Below are 17,703 nucleotides of genomic sequence, written 5' to 3' on the forward strand. Positions count from 1 at the left end.
GCGCAACCGTGTGGGGGCTCCCGGCGCGCCCCGGTCTAGCGCAGTGCGGGCGACTCCCGTTCCGCGGCGGCCGCGGCGGCCGCCGCCATCCGTACACCCACGCGGGTCCGGGTGGCGACGAGCTGTCCCTCCTGCGGGTACGCGTGCCAGGTCCGCCAGCGCACCTGGCCCTCGTAGCGCTGCGCGAGCATGGCGGTGAAGGCGTGCGGACTGCCGGGAAAGGTGCCCGCCAGTCCGTTCGGGTGGTCCGCGACCAGTGCGAGCAGTTCCTGCGCCCGCCCCGCGAAGGATCCGCGGGACAGAGTCTCGACCCGTGCGGCGAACTCGTACTCCCAGTCGCCCACCCGCTTGGCCACGCCGAGCGGCAGCGGCGTACTGCTGCCGGGCATGCAGGCGACCGTCTCCGAGCAGAGCACCTCGCCCTCCTCCAGGAGCACCTGATGGGAGGCGCCGAGCAGGCGCAACTCCACCTTCGCGCCCGACAGTTCGAGGTTCAGTACGGCCAGGGCGGGCAGCCGGTCCCGACCCAGGGCCCAGGCGAGATCGGCGGCACGCGTGTCGGTATAGGTGGTCTGGAGGGTCGTGAGCATGAGTCGGCTCCGCAAACGCGCGAGGGAGATGGGCCGGGGCCCGCCAGCGGTAGTCAACGGGTGGGGGGACACCGGCACGGGTCCACAGGAAGTCCCGGGAGGTCCGGGGACTGGTCTACTCAACCGAGGGAATCATGAAAGGCACGGCACTCACAGCGTTTTTACCCAACTTGACGGGGTTTACATCCCCCCGGGGGCTTCGCAGTTCACGTGTTCAACACGTCGCGTCCAGCGCGCCGTGATGCACGTTGTGATGCACGTTCTGATGCACGCGCGAACGGGAGGGCGCCCGACGGAAGTCGGACCGCCGGACGCCCCCGTCCGCGCGGTGCCAGCTGCCCCGTGTCAGCTGGAACCGCACCCCCCGCCACCGCCGCAGGACGAAGATCCACCGCAGGACGAGGAGGATCCGCAGGAGGAAGACCCGCCGTCGCCTCCCCACCAGCTGCTGCTACTGCTGCAGCCGGAACCGGACGACGAACCGCTGAAGCCCCTCTTGAACCCTCGCAACGCGATCAACGCCAAGACGAAAAGGACGAGAAAACCGATCCCTACGAAGACGAACTCCATGTCCGCCCCCTCTCTCACACCCCGGTCTTCCCGGGGGAGCGGGATCCCCGCGTCCCGCGTGACAGGGGGATGCCCGCAGGCCACGCGGCCCAAAGCACACTTGAGCAAGTCCAGAGGTTCCCCCCAGGATGGCGCCCATGAGCGCACCCGTGGGCAGCGACCGCCCCTTCCTGAACCGCCGCCTCGCGGCCTTCGGCACGACGATCTTCGCGGAGATGTCCGCGTTGGCCGCCCGCACCGGGTCGATCAACCTGGGCCAGGGCTTCCCCGACACCGACGGCCCGGCGGAGATCGCCGAGGCGGCCTCCCGCGCGGTCCTCACCGGCCTCGGCAACCAGTACCCGCCGGGCCCAGGCATCCCCGAGCTCCGTACGGCCGTCGCCGCCCACCAGGAGCGCTTCTACGGGCTGTCCTACGACCCCGACACCGAGGTCCTGGTCACCGCGGGCGCCACGGAGGCCATCGCCGCCTCCCTCCTCGCCCTCCTCGAACCGGGTGACGAGGTCATCGCCCTCGAACCCTTCTACGACTCCTACGCGGCCTGCATCGCGATGGCCGGCGCCGCACGGGTCCCCGTCACCCTGCGCCCGCACTCCGGGGCCTTCGCCCTGGACCTGGACGAGCTGCGCGCCGCCGTCACCCCGCGCACCCGGCTGCTCCTGCTGAACACCCCGCACAACCCCACGGGCACGGTCCTGAGCCCGGCGGAGCTCGCGGCCGTCGCGGAGCTCGCCGTCGAGCGGGACCTCCTCGTCATCACCGACGAGGTCTACGAGCACCTGGTCTTCGAGGGCGCCCACACGCCGCTGGCGGGCCTCCCGGGCATGCGCGAGCGCACGGTCACGATCTCCTCCGCCGGCAAGACCTTCTCCTTCACCGGCTGGAAGGTCGGCTGGGTCACCGCGCCCCCGGAGCTGGTGACGGCGGTCCGCTCCGCGAAGCAGTTCCTGACCTACGTCTCCTCGGGCCCCTTCCAGTACGCGATCGCCGAGGCCCTCGCCCTCCCCGACAGCTACTACGACGCCTTCCGCGCGGACCTGGCCGCCAAGCGCGACATCCTCGCCGACGGCCTCACTGCGGCCGGCTTCGAGGTCTACCGCCCGCAAGGCACGTACTTCATCACCACCGACATCACCCCCCTCGGCGAGAAGGACGGCCTCGCCTTCTGCCGGGCCCTGCCCGAGCGCTGCGGCGTGGTCGCCATCCCGAACCAGGTCTTCTACGACGACACCTCCGCCGGAGCCACCCAGGTCCGCTGGGCCTTCTGCAAGCGGACCGAAGTACTCCAGGAGGCCGCCTCCCGGCTGGCCCGGCTCTAGAGCCGGGGGCCGACGGGGGTGTCGGTTCCGGCGGGTGGTTGCGGGGTGACTGAGGGCGGTGTGAAGCTGGCGGTCGTGCACATGCCCGGAGCCCTCACCAAAGGGTGAGCGTCGTCACACGAGCTGGAAAGTCGGGATACATGGCAACGGGCAGAGCGACGGTGACCGCGTCGCCCTTGGAGATCCGCGCGGTCCGGTTCGTGCGGTCGGCCGCGCCGACGACCGTGATCGCACTCGGGGTGTTCGCCGCCGTACGCGGAGCCGGGGTGTTGGTGCTCACCCTGGGCTCCTGGTGGGCCGGTCGGGACCCGCTCAAGGTGCTCGGCCGCTCCTGGGACTCCGTCTGGTACCTCGGGATCGCCGCGAACGGCTACGGCCGGACCCAGATGTGGCCCGACGCCGTGACCGGCACCGGGTACATCCAGAGCGACTACGCCTTCTTCCCGCTCTTCCCCGCCCTGATGCGGGCGGTCGCCGCCGTGCTGCCCGGCGGGCTCCTCCCCGCCGGGATCCTGATCGCCTGGGTCTGCGCCGCCGTCGCCGCCGTCGGCGTCTACCGGGTCGGTGAGCTGGTGATCGGGCCGCGCGCCGGGCTGCTGCTCGTGGGGCTGTGGGCGGCCCTGCCGCACTCCGTCGTACTGTCCCTGGCCTATACCGAGCCGGTGCTCGCCGCGCTCGCCGCCTGGGCCCTGTACGCCCTGCTGCGGGGCCACTGGATGTGGGCGGCCGGCCTCGCCGTGCTCGCCGGGCTGACCCGGCCCACCGGGCTCGCCGTCGCGGCCGCCGCCTCGGCCATGGCCCTCCACGCGATCCTCGTCCGCAGGTCCCGCGCCCCCGAGGTGTGGGCGGCCGGGCTGCTGGCCCCCGTGGGCTGGGCGGCGTACGTCCTGGCCGTCGGGATCCACGTGCGTGATCCCCTCGGCGGGTACTTCGCCGTGCAGCGGAACTGGGGCTCCCGCTTCGACTTCGGCGGCGGGGCGCTGCGCTCGGCGGAGCGGGTGCTGACCGGCGGGCACGTGCCGCTCGCCACCACCGTGACCGTGGCCCTGCTGGCCGCGGCCGGGCTGCTGGCGCTGCTGCTGTTGCTGGACCGGACCCCGCTGCCGCTGCTCGCCTACACGGCGATACTGCTGGTGATCACCTTCGGCGGGGCCGGCTTCTTCGAGTCGAAGCCACGGTTCCTGCTCCCCGCCTTCCCGCTGCTGCTGCCGGTGGCCGCCGTCATGGCACGAGCCCGGCCGCGCACCGCGGTCCTGGTGACCGTGGGGCTGGCCGGGCTCGGTTACGCCTACGGGCTCTACCTGATGCTCGTGGCGCGCGTACCGCTTTAGCGGCGGGTGACCGGGGGACTAGTTGGCGTCGCCGTTCTTCTCGCCGTCGTCGTCGCCGTCGGTGGAGTCGATGTCCTTCTCCAGGCCGAACTGCTCGACGAGCCACTTGTCGAATTCGATGGAGGCGCGGACCCAGCTCACCGTGGAGGAGACGAAGTGCTCCAGGTTGACGCCGGTGCCGATCAGCATCTGCGCCTCACCGATCAGACGGACCGAGCCGTCGTCATGGGTGTGGCTGTAGACCTTCGGCCACAGGGTGCGGCGGTTCCAGTCGTCGATCGACTCGAGCAGCTGCGGCTTCTCCTCGATCTTGTGCGGACGGTCGTAGAAGGTCCGCACCGAGAAGACCTGCTGCTCGTTCTCGCCGCGGAACATGAAGTACGTGCGGAACTCCTCCCACGGCGCCGCGAGGTCACCCTCGTCGTCGACGACGTACTTGAGCTCCATCTGCTCCAGCAGCTGCTTGACCAGATCCTGGTCGGGGACGACGGGGCCCGCCGGTCCTGTGGCCTGCGGATCGGGCTGCTGCCCTCCGAAGTTCGGAATCGAGGCCGGGTCGATGCTCACCGTGTACTTCCCTTCGTGCGGATAACTGCATCCTCCCCCATCCCGCCCACCCCGTGTCCAGCCCCGCACGTACGATCCGCTCCGGGCGGACAGGAGTAGGAACCGGGTAAGGAGGGCGTCGGATGATCCCGCGTACGTTGAGGCTGGTCATGTGGCTGCCGACGGCCGCCGCACTCGCCTTCTGCGCCGGGCTGCCGGCGTGGCTGTGGACCTCCCTGGACGACTACGGGGCCCACGACGCCTACGAGGCGCAGCAGGGCACCGCCGCCGCCTGTCCCGAGGCCCTTCGGTTCGCCCGTCTCGCCCCGCCCCCGGGCTTCCGGGACGGGAAGTGCGACCGGGTCACCGGCACCTTCCGGATGGAGCACCGCGACGTCGATGCCTGGCTCGCGTCGTTCCACCGGCCGGCGGAGCCCGTGGCCTGCCCGGGGCCCCACCCGGACGGCTACGACCCGGAGAGCGAGGGCTGCGTCGCCCTCGTGTACGAGGCCGCGCAGCCCGGCCGGGCGGCCGGGCTGCGGCTGCGCATCACCCCGGAGGTCGGGACCACCGCGACGGTCCGCTTCGAGGCGGAGTGAGGCGGCCCCGCCCGGCGGCTACAGCGCCTTGCCGACCAGCAGGTCCTCGCCCGCCACGTCGACCCGTACGGTGTCGCCGTCGCGGACCTCGCCCGAGAGGATCTCCTTCGCCAGGCGGTCGCCGATGGCCGTCTGGATCAGGCGGCGCAGCGGGCGGGCGCCGTAGGCCGGGTCGTTGCCCTTGTCGGCCAGCCAGGCCAGGGCCTCGGGCGTGACGTCCAGGGTCAGGCGCCGGTCGGCCAGGCGCTTCGCGAGCCGGCCGATCTGGAGCTGCGCGATGTGCGCGAGCTCGTCGCCCGTCAGCGCGGAGAAGACCACCAGGTCGTCCAGGCGGTTGAGGAACTCCGGCTTGAAGCTCGCCCGCACCACGTCCAGGACCTGCTGCTTCTTCTGGTCCGGCGGGGTCACCGGATCCACGAGGAACTGGCTGCCCAGGTTCGAGGTGAGGACCAGGATGGCGTTGCGGAAGTCCACGGTGCGGCCCTGGCCGTCCGTGAGGCGGCCGTCGTCCAGGACCTGGAGCAGGATGTCGAAGACCTCGGGGTGGGCCTTCTCCACCTCGTCCAGGAGCACCACGCTGTACGGGCGGCGGCGGACGGCCTCGGTGAGCTGGCCGCCCTCCTCGTAGCCGACGTAGCCGGGCGGGGCGCCGACGAGGCGGGCCACGCTGTGCTTCTCGGAGTACTCCGACATGTCGATGCGGACCATGGCCCGCTCGTCGTCGAAGAGGAAGTCCGCGAGGGCCTTGGCCAGCTCGGTCTTGCCCACGCCCGTGGGGCCCAGGAAGAGGAAGGAGCCGGTCGGCCGGTCCGGGTCGGCGATCCCGGCGCGGGTGCGGCGCACGGCGTCCGAGACGGCCCGTACGGCCTCGGTCTGGCCGATCAGGCGGCGGCCCAGCTCGTCCTCCATGCGGAGCAGCTTCTGGGTCTCGCCTTCGAGGAGGCGGCCGGCCGGGATGCCGGTCCAGGCGCCGACCACGTCCGCGATGTCGTCCGGGCCGACCTCGTCCTTGACCATCGTGTCCTTCGAGACCTCGGCCTCGGCCTCGGTGGCCTCCGCCAGCTCGCGCTCCAGGGTCGGGATCTCCCCGTAGAGCAGCTTGGAGGCGGCGTCGAAGTCCCCGTCGCGCTGGGCGCGCTCGGCCTGCCCGCGCAGGTCGTCCAGGCGCTCCTTGAGCTCGCCGACGCGGTTGAGGGACTGCTTCTCCTTCTCCCAGCGGGCGGTCAGGCCCCGCAGGTCCTCCTCCTTGTCCGCCAGGTCCTTGCGGATCTTGTCCAGGCGCTCCAGGGAGGCCGGGTCGGACTCGTTCTTCAGCGCCAGCTCCTCCATCCTCAGGCGGTCGACCGAGCGCTGGAGCTCGTCGATCTCCAGCGGGGAGGAGTCGATCTCCATGCGGAGGCGGGAGGCGGCCTCGTCGACGAGGTCGATGGCCTTGTCGGGGAGGAAGCGGGAGGTGATGTACCGGTCGGAGAGGGTCGAGGCGGCGACGAGCGCGCTGTCGTTGATCTGCACCTTGTGGTGGGCCTCGTAGCGGCCCTTGAGCCCGCGCAGGATCGCGATGGTGTCCTCGACGGAGGGCTCGGCGACCAGCACCTGCTGGAAGCGCCGCTCCAGCGCCGGGTCCTTCTCGATGCGCTCGCGGTACTCGTCGAGGGTGGTCGCGCCGACCATGCGCAGCTCGCCGCGGGCCAGCATGGGCTTGAGCATGTTGCCCGCGTCCATGGCGGAGTCGCCGCCGGCGCCCGCGCCGACGACGGTGTGCAGCTCGTCGATGAAGGTGATGATCTGGCCGTCGCTGGACTTGATCTCCGCGAGGACCGTCTTGAGCCGCTCCTCGAACTCGCCGCGGTACTTGGCGCCGGCGACCATCGCCCCGAGGTCCAGGGAGACGAGCCGCTTGTTCTTCAGGGACTCGGGGACGTCGCCCTTGACGATGCGCTGGGCCAGGCCCTCGACGACGGCCGTCTTGCCGACGCCGGGCTCGCCGATGAGCACCGGGTTGTTCTTCGTACGGCGCGACAGGACCTGGACGACGCGCCGGATCTCCTGGTCGCGGCCGATGACCGGGTCGAGCTTGCCCTCGCGGGCGGCTGCCGTGAAGTCCGTGCCGAACTTCTCCAGGGCCTTGTACTGGCCCTCGGGGTCGGGGGTGGTCACCCGCCGTGCTCCTCGTGCGTTCTGGAAGGCGTCCAGCAGCTTCTTCGCTGTCGCGCCCTGGGTGGAAAGGGCCTCGCCGGCCGCGCCGCCCTTGGCGGCGATGGCGATGAGCAGGTGCTCGGTGGAGAGGTAGTCGTCGCCGAGCCGGCCCGCTGCGGCGTCCGCCTCGGCGAGTACGGCGAGCAGCTCGCGGGTGGGCTGCGGGGGCGCGACGGTGGAGCCGGTGACGCTGGGCAGGGCGGCGAGCAGCCGCTCCGCCGCGTTGCGTACGGCGGCCTGGTCGGCGTCGGCGGCAGCCAGGAGGTCGGTGATGTTCTCGTTGTCCTCGCCGGCGAGCAGGGCCAGCAGCAGGTGCGCGGGGGTGAGATCGGCGTGACCGTCCTTGACGGCCCTGCTGGTGGCCGCGTTCAGCGCGTCCCGGCTCTTGTTCGTCAGCTCGGCGTCCACAGGTGGCTTCTCCTCTCCGGAGGCAATCGAGGCAGTGGCAGAACTATGACAGATACAACCTACGTAAAGTTGAGTCTATTCCACTCAAGGCACCTGAAGGCAGGGATTGGCACCCTCCGGCCGTACCCTTCGGCCATGTCCCATGACGTACTCAACCCGACGCCCGAGTACCTCGCCTTCTGGCGGGAGCGGCACGTCTGCACGCTGACCACCCCGCGCCCCGACGGCACGCCGCACGTGGTGCCGGTGGGCGTCACGTACGACCCGGAGGCGGGTCTGGCCCGGGTGATCAGCAACAAGCACAGCAAGAAGGTGCGCAACATCCTGGCGGCCCAGGCCCTGCGGCCGGGCGGGGCCCGGGTCGCGGTCTGCCAGATGGAGGGGCGCCGCTGGGCCACCCTGGAGGGGCGCGCGGTGATCCGTACGGACGAGGCGTCGGTCGCCGACGCGGTGGCGCGCTACGCCGAGCGCTACGGGCGGATGCCCTCACCCAATCCCGACCGGGTGGTCATGGAGATCACGCTGGACCGGGCCATGGGGCGCGCGTAGCCGGCCGTACGCCACCCGGCCGTTGATTCTTCATCTTGTCCGGTCCGCGTCTGTACGCGGACAGCACAACGGCGCCATCGTGGTCAGGTCCACGATGGCGCCGTTGTGTGGGGGTAGCACCTGAGCGATCTGCAACGACGGGGGAATCGCTTCAGGCACTGCGGGGGGTGGCGGTGGTGATATCGGGTTCGAAGAGCTGGTGGTCGCGCTGATCAAGATTGACGAAGACCATTCCGTAGCGCACCTCGCAGCGGACGGGCTGCGGCGCGCCTCGGGGGCGGCGCAGGCACCGGTACGCACGTACGTCCTCGTCCTCCTCGCGCACGACGACGATGGGTTGGCCGAACAGGGTGACCATCAGCGAGTCCCCGGGGTACGGGATTGCCGTGGCCAGGTCGATGAACTGCCATCCCGACCGGTAGGCGGAGGCCATTTCGCGGCGGAAACCGCGGTCGTCGGGGGTCATGCGTTCGTGGACTTCCCACCCACACCCCAGCCACTGTCAGACTGCGCGCCCACCGGCGCGCTGCCCCAGCCGCTGTCGTTCGTTCCGGGAGATCCCCATCCGCTGTCATTGCCGATCGGGCCGGCACCCCAACCACTGTCGGCGGGAGCGCTGCCCCAGCCGCTGTCCGCGAGCGAGATTCCACCGACAGCAGCGGCCGTAGAGAGAGCAATGGCAGCCACCGAGCGAGCCAATTTCTTGTACATGGTCGACGTTGTCCTCACTTGATGGATTCCTCTCCCCCGCATCTCAGACGATGACTTATCGAGCCACGCCATTGCCACCGTGGCGATGCATCATGTTCCTGTACATGCAGGACCCTGGGGGTGGGAGATTTGCCGACTATGCGCACGAACCAGACACATCCCCATGCCGTGACGGATCTGTGCGATCTCGGGGCCGAGCTGTACGCCAGCGCGCTCAGCTCCGGCCGAATCGCCCGCGAGGAAGTCGAGCAGACGCCCTGCCTGCTGGAATTCGCGCTGCTGCACCCTGATCCCGATGACGACAACTGGCTTCGCCCGGTTCCGCCTTCGGTGGCACTTGCCCAGCGACTTCACCCGCTGGAACGGGAGATCCTGCAACGCAGGCGCTCCTCGATAGAGCTCACCGAAGCGTTTGAGCCATTCATGGCCATCAGCGCGCTGACTCCCGCACCCACGCACGCCATCACCGTGCTGGAGGGATTCAACAGGATCAACGCGGCACTCAATGTGGCCACCGCGGAGTGCCAGGCCGAAATGCTGACCATTCAGCCGGGCGGGGGGCGTTCGGAGAACATTCTCAACCAGGCGATAGAACGTGATCAGCCGCTCATCCGGCGCGGCGTCAGCATGCGCACCCTCTACCAGCACACGGTGCGCCACAGCCGCGGCACGATGGCCTACGTCGACCGCATGGCCAGCGGAAAGGTCGAGATCCGCACCCTGGAGGAGCTCGTCGAACGGCTCATCATCTGCGACGAGTCGGTCGCCTTCATCCCGGCCAGCGACGACCAGCAGATCGCCCTGGAGCTCCGCCACCCGGCCCTCGTCCGCTACCTGGTCCGGGTCTTCGAGCAGCTGTGGCGCCGCGCCACCCCGCTCAACGAGCAGATCCCGTACGACCCGACGCCGTCGGGCATCTCCGGCGTCCAGCGCTCCATCGCCCAACTCCTGGTCGAGGGCCACGTGGACGAGGCCATCGCGCGCCGGCTGGGCATGAACGTACGCACCTGCCGCGCGCACATCGCCAAACTGGCCACCGCCCTCGGCAGCGGCAGCCGCGCCCAACTCGGCTTCCTGATAGCCCAGTCGGGCATCCTGGGCCAAACCTCGGGGCCGAGCCGGGAGCCGCGGCCCTGAGCCGTTCAGGGCGCCCGTACACGACGCGAAGGCCCCGCCCGGTATCGGGCGGGGCCTTCCGCGTGCTCGTCAGTCCATCGGGCGCTTAGGCGCGGGGCGCCAGACGACCAGGGCGTTGCCCGGCTGCGGGGGCTGGTACGGGACCAGGTCGCGGCGGTAGGAGGCGTGGACCTGGGCCTCGCGCTGCTGCATGGCGACGGCCGCGCCCTCGACGGCGGCGGAGAGCTCGGCCACGCGCTGCTGGAGCGCGGCGACCTGGTTCTCCAGCTCGATGATCCGCTTGATGCCCGCCAGGTTGATGCCCTCGTCCTGGGACAGCGCCTGCACCGTGCGGAGCAGTTCGATGTCACGGGCCGAATAGCGCCGGCCGCGACCGGCCGTACGGTCCGGGGAGACCAGACCGAGTCGGTCGTACTGGCGGAGGGTCTGCGGATGCAGACCCGAGAGCTGGGCGGCCACCGAGATCACGTAGACCGGGGTCTCGTCGGTGAGCTGGTAGCCCCCACCCAAACGGGAGGACTGTCGTCGGCGGCCGTCCATGTCATGCTCCCTTCGCGGACTCGAACAGCGCGGAGCGCGGGTCCTGCGACCCCGTCGCCTCGCGGTACATCTCCAGGGCCTCACGGGCCTTGTCCGACAGCTCCGTCGGAACCGCGACCTCCACCGTCACCAGCAGATCGCCGCGGGTGCCGTCCTTGCGGACCGCGCCCTTGCCGCGGGCCCGCATGGTGCGGCCGCCCGGGGTGCCCGGCGGCAGCTTCAGCGTCACCGAGGGGCCGTTCAGGGTCGGGACCTTGATGTCGGCGCCCAGGGCGGCTTCCGCGAACGTCACCGGCACGGTCACCGTCAGGTTGTCGCCCTTGCGGCCGAAGACCGGGTGGGAGTCGACGTGGACCACCACGTAGAGGTCGCCCGCGGGACCGCCGCGCTCGCCCGGCGCGCCCTTGCCGCGCAGGCGGATCCGCTGGCCGTCGGAGACGCCCGCCGGGATCCTGACCTGCATGGTGCGGGAGCTGCGGGCGCGGCCGCTGCCCTTGCAGACCTCGCAGGGGTTCTCCGCGATCAGGCCGCGGCCCTTGCAGTCCGCGCAGGGGTCGGTCAGCGAGAAGCCGCCGCCGCTGCCCCGCGAGACCTGGCCGGTGCCGACGCAGGTCGGGCACACCCGGGGGGTGCCGTTCTTGTCGCCGGTACCCGAGCAGGCCTTGCAGGGGGCCTGCGAGGACATCCGGAGCGGGACCGTGGCCCCGTCCACCGCCTCCGTGAAGGAGAGGGTGACCTCCGACTCGATGTCCTGGCCGCGGCGCGGCTGGGTGCGGGTCCCCGCACCGGCGCCGGCGCCGCGGTTGAACAGGCCGCCGAAGACATCGCCCAGGCCGCCGCCGAAGCCGCCGCCCGCGCCGCCCTGCTGCTGACCCCCGAAGAGGTCACCGAGGTCGAAGTTGAAGGAACCGCCGGCGCCGCCCGGCCCGGGGCGGAACCCTCCGTTGCCGAACAGGGCTCGCGCCTCGTCGTACTCCTTGCGCTTCTTCGCGTCGCCGAGGATGTCGTTCGCCTCGGAGATCTCCTTGAAGCGCTCCTCGGCCGAGGCGTCGCCCTTGTTGGCGTCCGGGTGGAACTCGCGCGCCAGCTTCCGGTACGCCTTCTTGATCTCGGCCTCGGTGGCGTCCTTCGGGACACCGAGGACCTTGTAGTAGTCCTTCTCGACGAAGTCCTTCGTGCTCATCCCCGGTGTCCCTCCTCTCGTGCCTCTACTGGTTCAACATCAGCCCTTGTCGGGGGCATCCGTGTCCTTGTCCGACGGCGTGTCGGCCTCGGCCGACTCGGACTTGGGAGCCGTGCCCGGCTGGGGCTCGGCCACCGCGACCCGCGCGGGGCGGATCGTACGCTCGCCGATCCGGTACCCAGGCTGCAGGATCGCCACGCAGGTCGTCTCGGTGACGTCCGGCGCGTACGAGTGCATCAGGGCCTCGTGGATCGTCGGGTCGAAGGGCTCGCCCTCCTTGCCGAACTGCTGCAGACCCATCTTGGCGGCGACCGTCTCCAGCGATTCGGCCACCGACTTGAAGCCGCCGACCAGCTCGCCATGCTCCCGCGCCCGGCCGATGTCGTCCAGGGTCGGGAGCAGCTCCGTCAGGAGGGACGCGACCGCGATCTCCTTGACGGTGATCCTGTCCCGTTCCACCCGGCGGCGGTAGTTCTGGTACTCCGCCTGGAGCCGCTGGAGGTCCCCGGTGCGCTCGCCCAGCGCCATACGGGCCTGGTCCAGCTGCGCCAGCAGGGCTGTTTCCTGGCCGACGGCCTCTGCAGATCCCCCGGCCGGAGCCGCCCCCTCCGCCTTGTCGGCGGAGTCGGCGGCCTTCGGCTCGTCGGGCGTGCCGTCGGCGGGGACTTCGGGCTTCTCGTCGAAGCCCGGGGTCTCCTCCGACATCAGGCAGCGCCGCCCTTCGGCTTCTCGTCGTCGACGATCTCGGCGTCGACGACGTCGTCGTCGGCCTTGGCCTGGCCCGCGTCACCGGCGGCGCCGGCCGCACCCTGAGCGGCCTGGGCGTCGGCGTAGATGGCCTGGCCGAGCTTCTGGCTGACCGCGGCGAGCTTCTCGGTCGCGGTGCGGATCTCGGCCGTGTCCTCGCCCTTCAGGGTCTCCTTGAGCTCGGCGACAGCCGCCTCGACCTCGGTCTTGACCTCGGCCGGGACCTTGTCCTCGTTGTCCTTGACGAACTTCTCCGTCTGGTAGACGAGCTGCTCGCCCTGGTTGCGGGACTCGGCCGCCTCCTTGCGGCGGAGGTCCTCGTCCGCGTACTGCTCCGCCTCCTGGCGCATGCGGTCGACCTCGTCCTTGCCGAGCGAGGAGCCGCCGGTGACGGTCATCTTCTGCTCCTTGCCCGTGCCAAGGTCCTTGGCCGTGACGTGCATGATGCCGTTCGCGTCGATGTCGAAGGAGACCTCGATCTGCGGGACGCCACGCGGGGCCGGGGGCAGGCCCGTCAGCTCGAACATGCCGAGCTTCTTGTTGTACGCCGCGATCTCGCGCTCACCCTGGTAGACCTGGATCTGCACGGACGGCTGGTTGTCCTCGGCCGTCGTGAAGATCTCCGACCGCTTGGTCGGGATCGTGGTGTTGCGCTCGATGAGCTTGGTCATGATGCCGCCCTTGGTCTCGATACCGAGGGACAGCGGGGTCACGTCGAGGAGCAGGACGTCCTTGACCTCACCCTTGAGCACACCGGCCTGCAGGGTCGCGCCGATGGCGACGACCTCGTCCGGGTTGACGCCCTTGTTGGCGTCCTGACCGCCGGTGAGCTCCTTGACGAGCTCGGCGACGGCCGGCATACGGGTGGAGCCGCCGACCAGGACCACGTGGTCGATCTCGGACAGCTGGATGCCGGCGTCCTTGATGACGTTGTGGAACGGGGTCTTGCAGCGCTCGAGCAGGTCCGCGGTGAGCTGCTGGAACTGGGCGCGCGTGAGCTTCTCGTCCAGGTGCAGCGGGCCCTCGGCGGAGGCCGTGATGTAGGGCAGGTTGATCGAGGTCTCCGTGGAGGAGGACAGCTCGATCTTCGCCTTCTCGGCGGCCTCGCGCAGACGCTGGAGCGCCATCTTGTCCTTGGACAGGTCGACGCCGTGGCCGTTGTTGAACTGCTTCACGAGGTAGTCGACGACGCGCTGGTCCCAGTCGTCACCACCGAGGTGGTTGTCACCGTTGGTGGCCTTGACCTCGACGACGCCGTCGCCGATCTCCAGGAGCGACACGTCGAAGGTGCCGCCACCGAGGTCGAAGACGAGAATGGTCTGGTCGTCCTTGTCGAGACCGTAGGCCAGGGCGGCGGCCGTCGGCTCGTTGACGATGCGCAGGACGTTCAGACCGGCGATCTCGCCGGCCTCCTTCGTCGCCTGGCGCTCGGAGTCGTTGAAGTAGGCCGGGACGGTGATGACCGCGTCCGTGACCTTCTCGCCCAGGTAGGCCTCGGCGTCGCGCTTCAGCTTCTGCAGGATGAAGGCGCTCATCTGCTGCGGGTTGAAGTCCTTGCCATCCAGGTTGATCTTCCAGTCAGTGCCCATGTGGCGCTTGACGGAGCGGATGGTCCGGTCCACGTTCGTGACCGCCTGGCGCTTGGCCACCTCGCCGACGAGGACCTCGCCGTTCTTGGCGAAGGCGACGACGGACGGCGTGGTCCTGGCGCCCTCGGCGTTGGTGATGACGGTGGGCTCGCCGCCTTCCAGAACGCTGACGACGGAGTTAGTGGTGCCCAGGTCGATGCCGACCGCACGTGCCATTTCGATTCCTCCAGCTGACTTGAGTGGAACAGACTCAAGGATGCCGTACCGCCGCGCCGGCGTCAACAGACCTGAGTCGAGGGGACTCAACCTTTAGCTGCCGCTTACGCGCAACCCTGCCCCGGCGGGGCCGTGCGGGGGACCCGGCCGCGCGCCACCCGACCCCCGACGGCGGCGTGCGGCAACGTGCTGGCATGCCGCCAACACTTACCGCCCCGCCGGCGAAGCGGGTGGTCGACCTCGTCGGAGCGGCGTTCCTGACGGTCCTGCTCGCGCCGGCCCTGGCCGCGGTCGCGGGGCTGCTGTACGCGACGCAGGGCGGGCGGGTCTTCCTACGGGAGCCCGCGGCGGGCCTGGCCGGGCGGCCGTTCCGGACCTGGCGGTTCCGCACCACCCCGGGAGGCCGCGTCGGAGCCGCGGTGGAGCGCTGCGCGCTGGACGCGCTGCCCCAGCTGCTCAACGTGCTCCGCGGGGAGATGTCCCTGGTAGGCCCGCGCCCGGAAGCCCGTACGGACCGCTGCGACAGGCTGCTCGTACGCCCTGGAATGACCGGCTTGTGGCAGGTCAGCGCGCGCTCCGACCTGCCCTGGGAGGAAATGGCCCTGCTGGACCGACACTATGTGGAGAACCACTGGCTGGGGATGGACCTGGCGATCCTCGCGCAGACCCCGCGGGCCGCCTACCGGCAAAGGCATGCCTGAGCGACACAGATCACCGCTCGCTCAGCTACATTGCGGCGTCGGGAGTCGGTAACCTCATGCCTTGACTCAATAAGTTACCGCTTAGTAAGTGCCGCCCGAGGAGCCCCCCCATGCAACTCGCCGCGATCATCGTGTCGCTGGTCATCACGGTGGTAGCCGTCGCGCTGTTCGGCCGTGCCATCGCGCAGATCTACCACTTCGTGCGCCTCGGCCAGCCAGTGCCCGCGGGCACGCGCACCGGCGACCCCAAGCAGCGCACCATCACGCTGGCCAAGGAGTTCCTCGGCCACACCCGCATGAACCGCTGGGGCATCGTCGGGTTCGCGCACTGGTTCGTGGCGGTGGGCTTCTTCTCGCTGCTGCTGACCATCGTCAACGCCTTCGGTCAGCTCTTCCAGGCCGACTGGCTGATCCCGATCATCGGCGACTGGCTGCCGTACGAGATCTTCACCGAGTTCCTCGGCCTGATGACCGTGCTCGGCATCGTGACCCTGATCGTGATCCGGCAGCTGAACCGGCCGGGCGGGGCGGGACGCAAGTCCCGTTTCACGGGCTCCAAGACGGGCCAGGCGTACTTCGTCGAGGCCGTCATCCTGATCGTCGGCGTCTGCATCATGACGCTGCGCGCGCTGGAGGGCGTCCAGCACCACGTCAGCGGCTGGGAGCCGGGCTTCTTCGCCTCGTACCCGCTGATCGCCGCCCTCGACGGGCTGGACCTGAGCACCATCCAGCACCTCACGTACTTCTTCGCGGCACTCAAGATCGTCACGTCCTTCACCTGGATGATCACGGTCTCGCTCAACACCAACATGGGTGTCGCCTGGCACCGCTTCCTCGGCTTCCCGAACATCTGGTTCAAGCGCAACGCGGACGGTTCCACCGCCCTCGGCGCCCTGCAGCCGATGACCAGCGGCGGCAAGGAGATCGACTTCGAGGAGCCGGGCGAGGACGACGTCTTCGGCGTCTCCCAGGTCGAGCAGTTCTCCTGGAAGGGCATCCTCGACTTCTCCACATGTACGGAGTGCGGTCGCTGCCAGTCGCAGTGCCCGGCCTGGAACACCGGCAAGCCGCTGTCCCCGAAGCTCCTGATCATGTCGCTGCGCGACCACGCGCACGCCAAGGCCCCGTACCTGCTGGCCGGCGGCGGCAAGACCATGGAGGGCGAGGAGAAGGCCTCCGCCGAGCAGCTGAAGGACGTCCCGGCGACGGCGCTGGCCGAGGCCGAGCGGCCGCTGATCGGCACCGCCGAGGAGAACGGCGTCATCGACCCGGACGTGCTGTGGTCCTGCACCACCTGCGGTGCGTGCGTGGAGCAGTGCCCGGTCGACATCGAGCACATCGACCACATCGTCGACATGCGGCGCTACCAGGTGATGATCGAGAGCGCGTTCCCGTCGGAGGCGGGCACGATGCTCAAGAACCTGGAGAAGAAGGGCAACCCCTGGGGCCTGGCCAAGAAGCAGCGCGTCGAGTGGACCAAGGAGGTGGACTTCGAGGTCCCGATCATCGGCAAGGACGCGGAGGACCTCTCGGAGTTCGACTACCTGTACTGGGTCGGCTGCGCGGGCGCCCTGGAGGACCGGGCCAAGAAGACCACGAAGGCCTTCGCGGAGCTGCTGAACATCGCGGGCGTCAAGTTCGCGATCATGGGCGGCGACGAGAAGTGCACCGGTGACTCGCCGCGCCGCCTGGGCAACGAGCCGCTGTTCCAGCAGCTGGGCCAGGAGAACGTGGCCATGCTGAACATGGCGTTCGGCGAGGACGACGACGACCCGGAGACCAAGAAGCCGAAGTCGGCGAAGCGCATCGTCTCGACCTGCCCGCACTGCTTCAACACCATCGCGAACGAGTACCCGCAGCTCGGCGGCGAGTACGAGGTCATCCACCACACGCAGCTGCTCCAGCACCTGATCGACGAGGGCCGGCTGACGCCGGTGACGCCGGTCGAGGGCCTGATCACGTACCACGACCCGTGCTACCTGGGTCGGCACAACAAGGTCTACACGCCGCCGCGCGAGATCATGTCGGCCGTTCCGGGCCTGCGGCAGCAGGAGATGCACCGCCACAAGGAGCGGGGCTTCTGCTGTGGCGCCGGTGGCGCGCGGATGTGGATGGAGGAGCGGATCGGCAAGCGCATCAACAACGAGCGCGTCGACGAGGCCCTGTCCCTGAACCCGGACATCGTCTCCACCGCCTGCCCGTTCTGCCTGGTCATGCTGACCGACTCGGTCAACGGCAAGAAGAACGACGGCCAGGCCAAGGAGTCCGTGCAGGTCGTGGACGTGGCCCAGCTGCTGCTGGAGTCCGTGAAGGCCCCGGGTCCGACGGAAGAGGAACTGGCCGCCCTTGCCGCCGCCGAGGCGGAGGCCGAGGCCGCCGCCGCTGCCGCCGCGAAGGCCGAAGCGGAGGCCGCCGCCAAGGCGAAGGCGGAAGCGGAGGCTGCCGCCAAGGCCGAAGCCGAAGCCGAAGCTGCTGCCGCCGCGAAGGCCGAGGCCAAGGCGAAGGCCGAAGCGGAGGCCAAGGCCGAAGCTGAGGCGACGGCGGAAGCCGAGACCAAGGCCGCCGCCGAGGCAGAGGCTGAGCCTGTGGCCGCCGCCGCTGAGGCGGAGACCGAAGCCGCCGCCACCGAGGCGCACGCGGAGCCTGAGGCCGCCGCCGCTGAGGCGGAGACCGAAGCCGCCGCCGAGGCAGAGGCTGAGCCTGTGGCCGCCGCCGCTGAGGCGGAGACCGAAGCCGCCGCCACCGAGGCGCACGCGGAGCCTGAGGCCGCC

The 17,703-nt window shown here is 70.1% G+C and carries 14 protein-coding genes and 1 pseudogene; 7 read left to right on the forward strand and 8 right to left on the reverse strand.

The genetic code is table 11. From position 1 onward, the window contains the following. Nucleotides 1–35 precede the first annotated feature (35 nt). Entirely contained in the window at nt 36–590 is a 555-nt protein-coding gene (locus tag ACGFYU_RS09385) for a DUF2617 family protein (RefSeq protein WP_382690680.1), read from the reverse strand. A 698-nt stretch (nt 591–1,288) separates the two neighbouring features. Here ACGFYU_RS09385 and ACGFYU_RS09390 point away from each other — a divergent pair. Further along, nucleotides 1,289–2,479 (forward strand): pyridoxal phosphate-dependent aminotransferase, encoded by a 1,191-nt coding sequence (locus ACGFYU_RS09390; protein ID WP_393826669.1) that lies wholly within the window; start codon nt 1,289–1,291, stop codon nt 2,477–2,479. 140 nt (nt 2,480–2,619) lie between these two features. Next, on the forward strand, nt 2,620–3,810 hold the full coding sequence (locus ACGFYU_RS09395; RefSeq protein ID WP_393826670.1) for a hypothetical protein: 1,191 nt from the start codon (nt 2,620–2,622) through the stop codon (nt 3,808–3,810). A gap of 18 nt (nt 3,811–3,828) precedes the next feature. Here the strand turns inward: ACGFYU_RS09395 and ACGFYU_RS09400 are convergent, their stop codons facing one another. Beyond that, nucleotides 3,829–4,377, reverse strand: a complete 549-nt coding sequence (locus ACGFYU_RS09400; protein ID WP_393826671.1) for a YbjN domain-containing protein — start codon at nt 4,375–4,377, stop codon at nt 3,829–3,831. Between the two features lie 122 nt (nt 4,378–4,499). On the opposite strand from ACGFYU_RS09400, the gene ACGFYU_RS09405 reads away from it, so the two are divergent. Next, nucleotides 4,500–4,955: a hypothetical protein gene (locus ACGFYU_RS09405; protein WP_393826672.1), complete on the forward strand. Its 456-nt coding sequence runs from the start codon at nt 4,500–4,502 to the stop codon at nt 4,953–4,955. 18 nt (nt 4,956–4,973) lie between these two features. Here the strand turns inward: ACGFYU_RS09405 and clpB are convergent, their stop codons facing one another. After that, a complete protein-coding gene (gene clpB, locus ACGFYU_RS09410) occupies nt 4,974–7,559 on the reverse strand; it encodes an ATP-dependent chaperone ClpB (RefSeq protein ID WP_393826673.1) in 2,586 nt (861 codons plus the stop codon). 135 nt (nt 7,560–7,694) lie between these two features. Here clpB and ACGFYU_RS09415 point away from each other — a divergent pair, with 135 nt between their 5' ends. After that, on the forward strand, nt 7,695–8,108 hold the full coding sequence (locus ACGFYU_RS09415; RefSeq protein WP_393826674.1) for a pyridoxamine 5'-phosphate oxidase family protein: 414 nt from the start codon (nt 7,695–7,697) through the stop codon (nt 8,106–8,108). A 151-nt stretch (nt 8,109–8,259) separates the two neighbouring features. On the opposite strand, the gene ACGFYU_RS09420 is transcribed toward ACGFYU_RS09415, so the two are convergent. Beyond that, on the reverse strand, nt 8,260–8,574 hold the full coding sequence (locus tag ACGFYU_RS09420) for a (2Fe-2S)-binding protein (protein ID WP_073917230.1): 315 nt from the start codon (nt 8,572–8,574) through the stop codon (nt 8,260–8,262). A gap of 383 nt (nt 8,575–8,957) precedes the next feature. Here ACGFYU_RS09420 and ACGFYU_RS09425 point away from each other — a divergent pair, with 383 nt between their 5' ends. Beyond that, nucleotides 8,958–9,956 (forward strand): helix-turn-helix transcriptional regulator, encoded by a 999-nt coding sequence (locus tag ACGFYU_RS09425; RefSeq protein ID WP_393826675.1) that lies wholly within the window; start codon nt 8,958–8,960, stop codon nt 9,954–9,956. 69 nt (nt 9,957–10,025) lie between these two features. On the opposite strand, the gene ACGFYU_RS09430 is transcribed toward ACGFYU_RS09425, so the two are convergent. Genes ACGFYU_RS09430 through dnaK form a run of 4 tightly spaced genes read right to left on the reverse strand, consistent with a single transcriptional unit; the run spans nt 10,026 to nt 14,231 of the window. After that, complete coding sequence (locus ACGFYU_RS09430) at nt 10,026–10,496, reverse strand: heat shock protein transcriptional repressor HspR (protein WP_393826676.1); 471 nt, start codon at nt 10,494–10,496, stop codon at nt 10,026–10,028. 1 nt (nt 10,497) lies between these two features. Continuing rightward, on the reverse strand, nt 10,498–11,679 hold the full coding sequence (gene dnaJ / locus ACGFYU_RS09435; protein ID WP_393826677.1) for a molecular chaperone DnaJ: 1,182 nt from the start codon (nt 11,677–11,679) through the stop codon (nt 10,498–10,500). 39 nt (nt 11,680–11,718) lie between these two features. Then, a complete protein-coding gene (grpE, locus tag ACGFYU_RS09440) occupies nt 11,719–12,384 on the reverse strand; it encodes a nucleotide exchange factor GrpE (RefSeq protein WP_393826678.1) in 666 nt (221 codons plus the stop codon). Next, complete coding sequence (gene dnaK, locus ACGFYU_RS09445; protein ID WP_393826679.1) at nt 12,384–14,231, reverse strand: molecular chaperone DnaK; 1,848 nt, start codon at nt 14,229–14,231, stop codon at nt 12,384–12,386. Before dnaK ends, grpE begins: the two co-directional genes overlap by 1 nt. Before the next feature lie 194 nt (nt 14,232–14,425). On the opposite strand from dnaK, the gene ACGFYU_RS09450 reads away from it, so the two are divergent. Further along, nucleotides 14,426–14,932 (forward strand): sugar transferase, encoded by a 507-nt coding sequence (locus ACGFYU_RS09450; RefSeq protein ID WP_393826680.1) that lies wholly within the window; start codon nt 14,426–14,428, stop codon nt 14,930–14,932. 110 nt (nt 14,933–15,042) lie between these two features. Then, nucleotides 15,043–17,304, forward strand: a pseudogene (locus tag ACGFYU_RS09455) ((Fe-S)-binding protein); the annotation flags it as partial. Nucleotides 17,305–17,703: the final 399 nt, after the last annotated feature.

Source organism: Streptomyces sp. NPDC048337 (genome assembly GCF_043201175.1).
Taxonomy (GTDB): Bacteria; Actinomycetota; Actinomycetes; order Streptomycetales; family Streptomycetaceae; genus Streptomyces.

Excerpts from the sequence above, each read along its gene's own strand:
- ACGFYU_RS09430 (WP_393826676.1), bottom strand. The coding sequence starts at position 10,496 with ATGGACGGCCGCCGACGACAGTCCTCCCGTTTGGGTGGGGGCTACCAG.
- ACGFYU_RS09390 (WP_393826669.1), top strand. The coding sequence starts at position 1,289 with ATGGCGCCCATGAGCGCACCCGTGGGCAGCGACCGCCCCTTCCTGAAC.
- ACGFYU_RS09385 (WP_382690680.1), bottom strand. The coding sequence starts at position 590 with ATGCTCACGACCCTCCAGACCACCTATACCGACACGCGTGCCGCCGAT.
- ACGFYU_RS09450 (WP_393826680.1), top strand. The coding sequence starts at position 14,426 with ATGCCGCCAACACTTACCGCCCCGCCGGCGAAGCGGGTGGTCGACCTC.
- dnaK (WP_393826679.1), bottom strand. The coding sequence starts at position 14,231 with ATGGCACGTGCGGTCGGCATCGACCTGGGCACCACTAACTCCGTCGTC.
- ACGFYU_RS09425 (WP_393826675.1), top strand. The coding sequence starts at position 8,958 with ATGCGCACGAACCAGACACATCCCCATGCCGTGACGGATCTGTGCGAT.
- dnaJ (WP_393826677.1), bottom strand. The coding sequence starts at position 11,679 with ATGAGCACGAAGGACTTCGTCGAGAAGGACTACTACAAGGTCCTCGGT.
- ACGFYU_RS09415 (WP_393826674.1), top strand. The coding sequence starts at position 7,695 with ATGTCCCATGACGTACTCAACCCGACGCCCGAGTACCTCGCCTTCTGG.
- ACGFYU_RS09420 (WP_073917230.1), bottom strand. The coding sequence starts at position 8,574 with ATGACCCCCGACGACCGCGGTTTCCGCCGCGAAATGGCCTCCGCCTAC.
- ACGFYU_RS09395 (WP_393826670.1), top strand. The coding sequence starts at position 2,620 with ATGGCAACGGGCAGAGCGACGGTGACCGCGTCGCCCTTGGAGATCCGC.
- ACGFYU_RS09405 (WP_393826672.1), top strand. The coding sequence starts at position 4,500 with ATGATCCCGCGTACGTTGAGGCTGGTCATGTGGCTGCCGACGGCCGCC.
- grpE (WP_393826678.1), bottom strand. The coding sequence starts at position 12,384 with ATGTCGGAGGAGACCCCGGGCTTCGACGAGAAGCCCGAAGTCCCCGCC.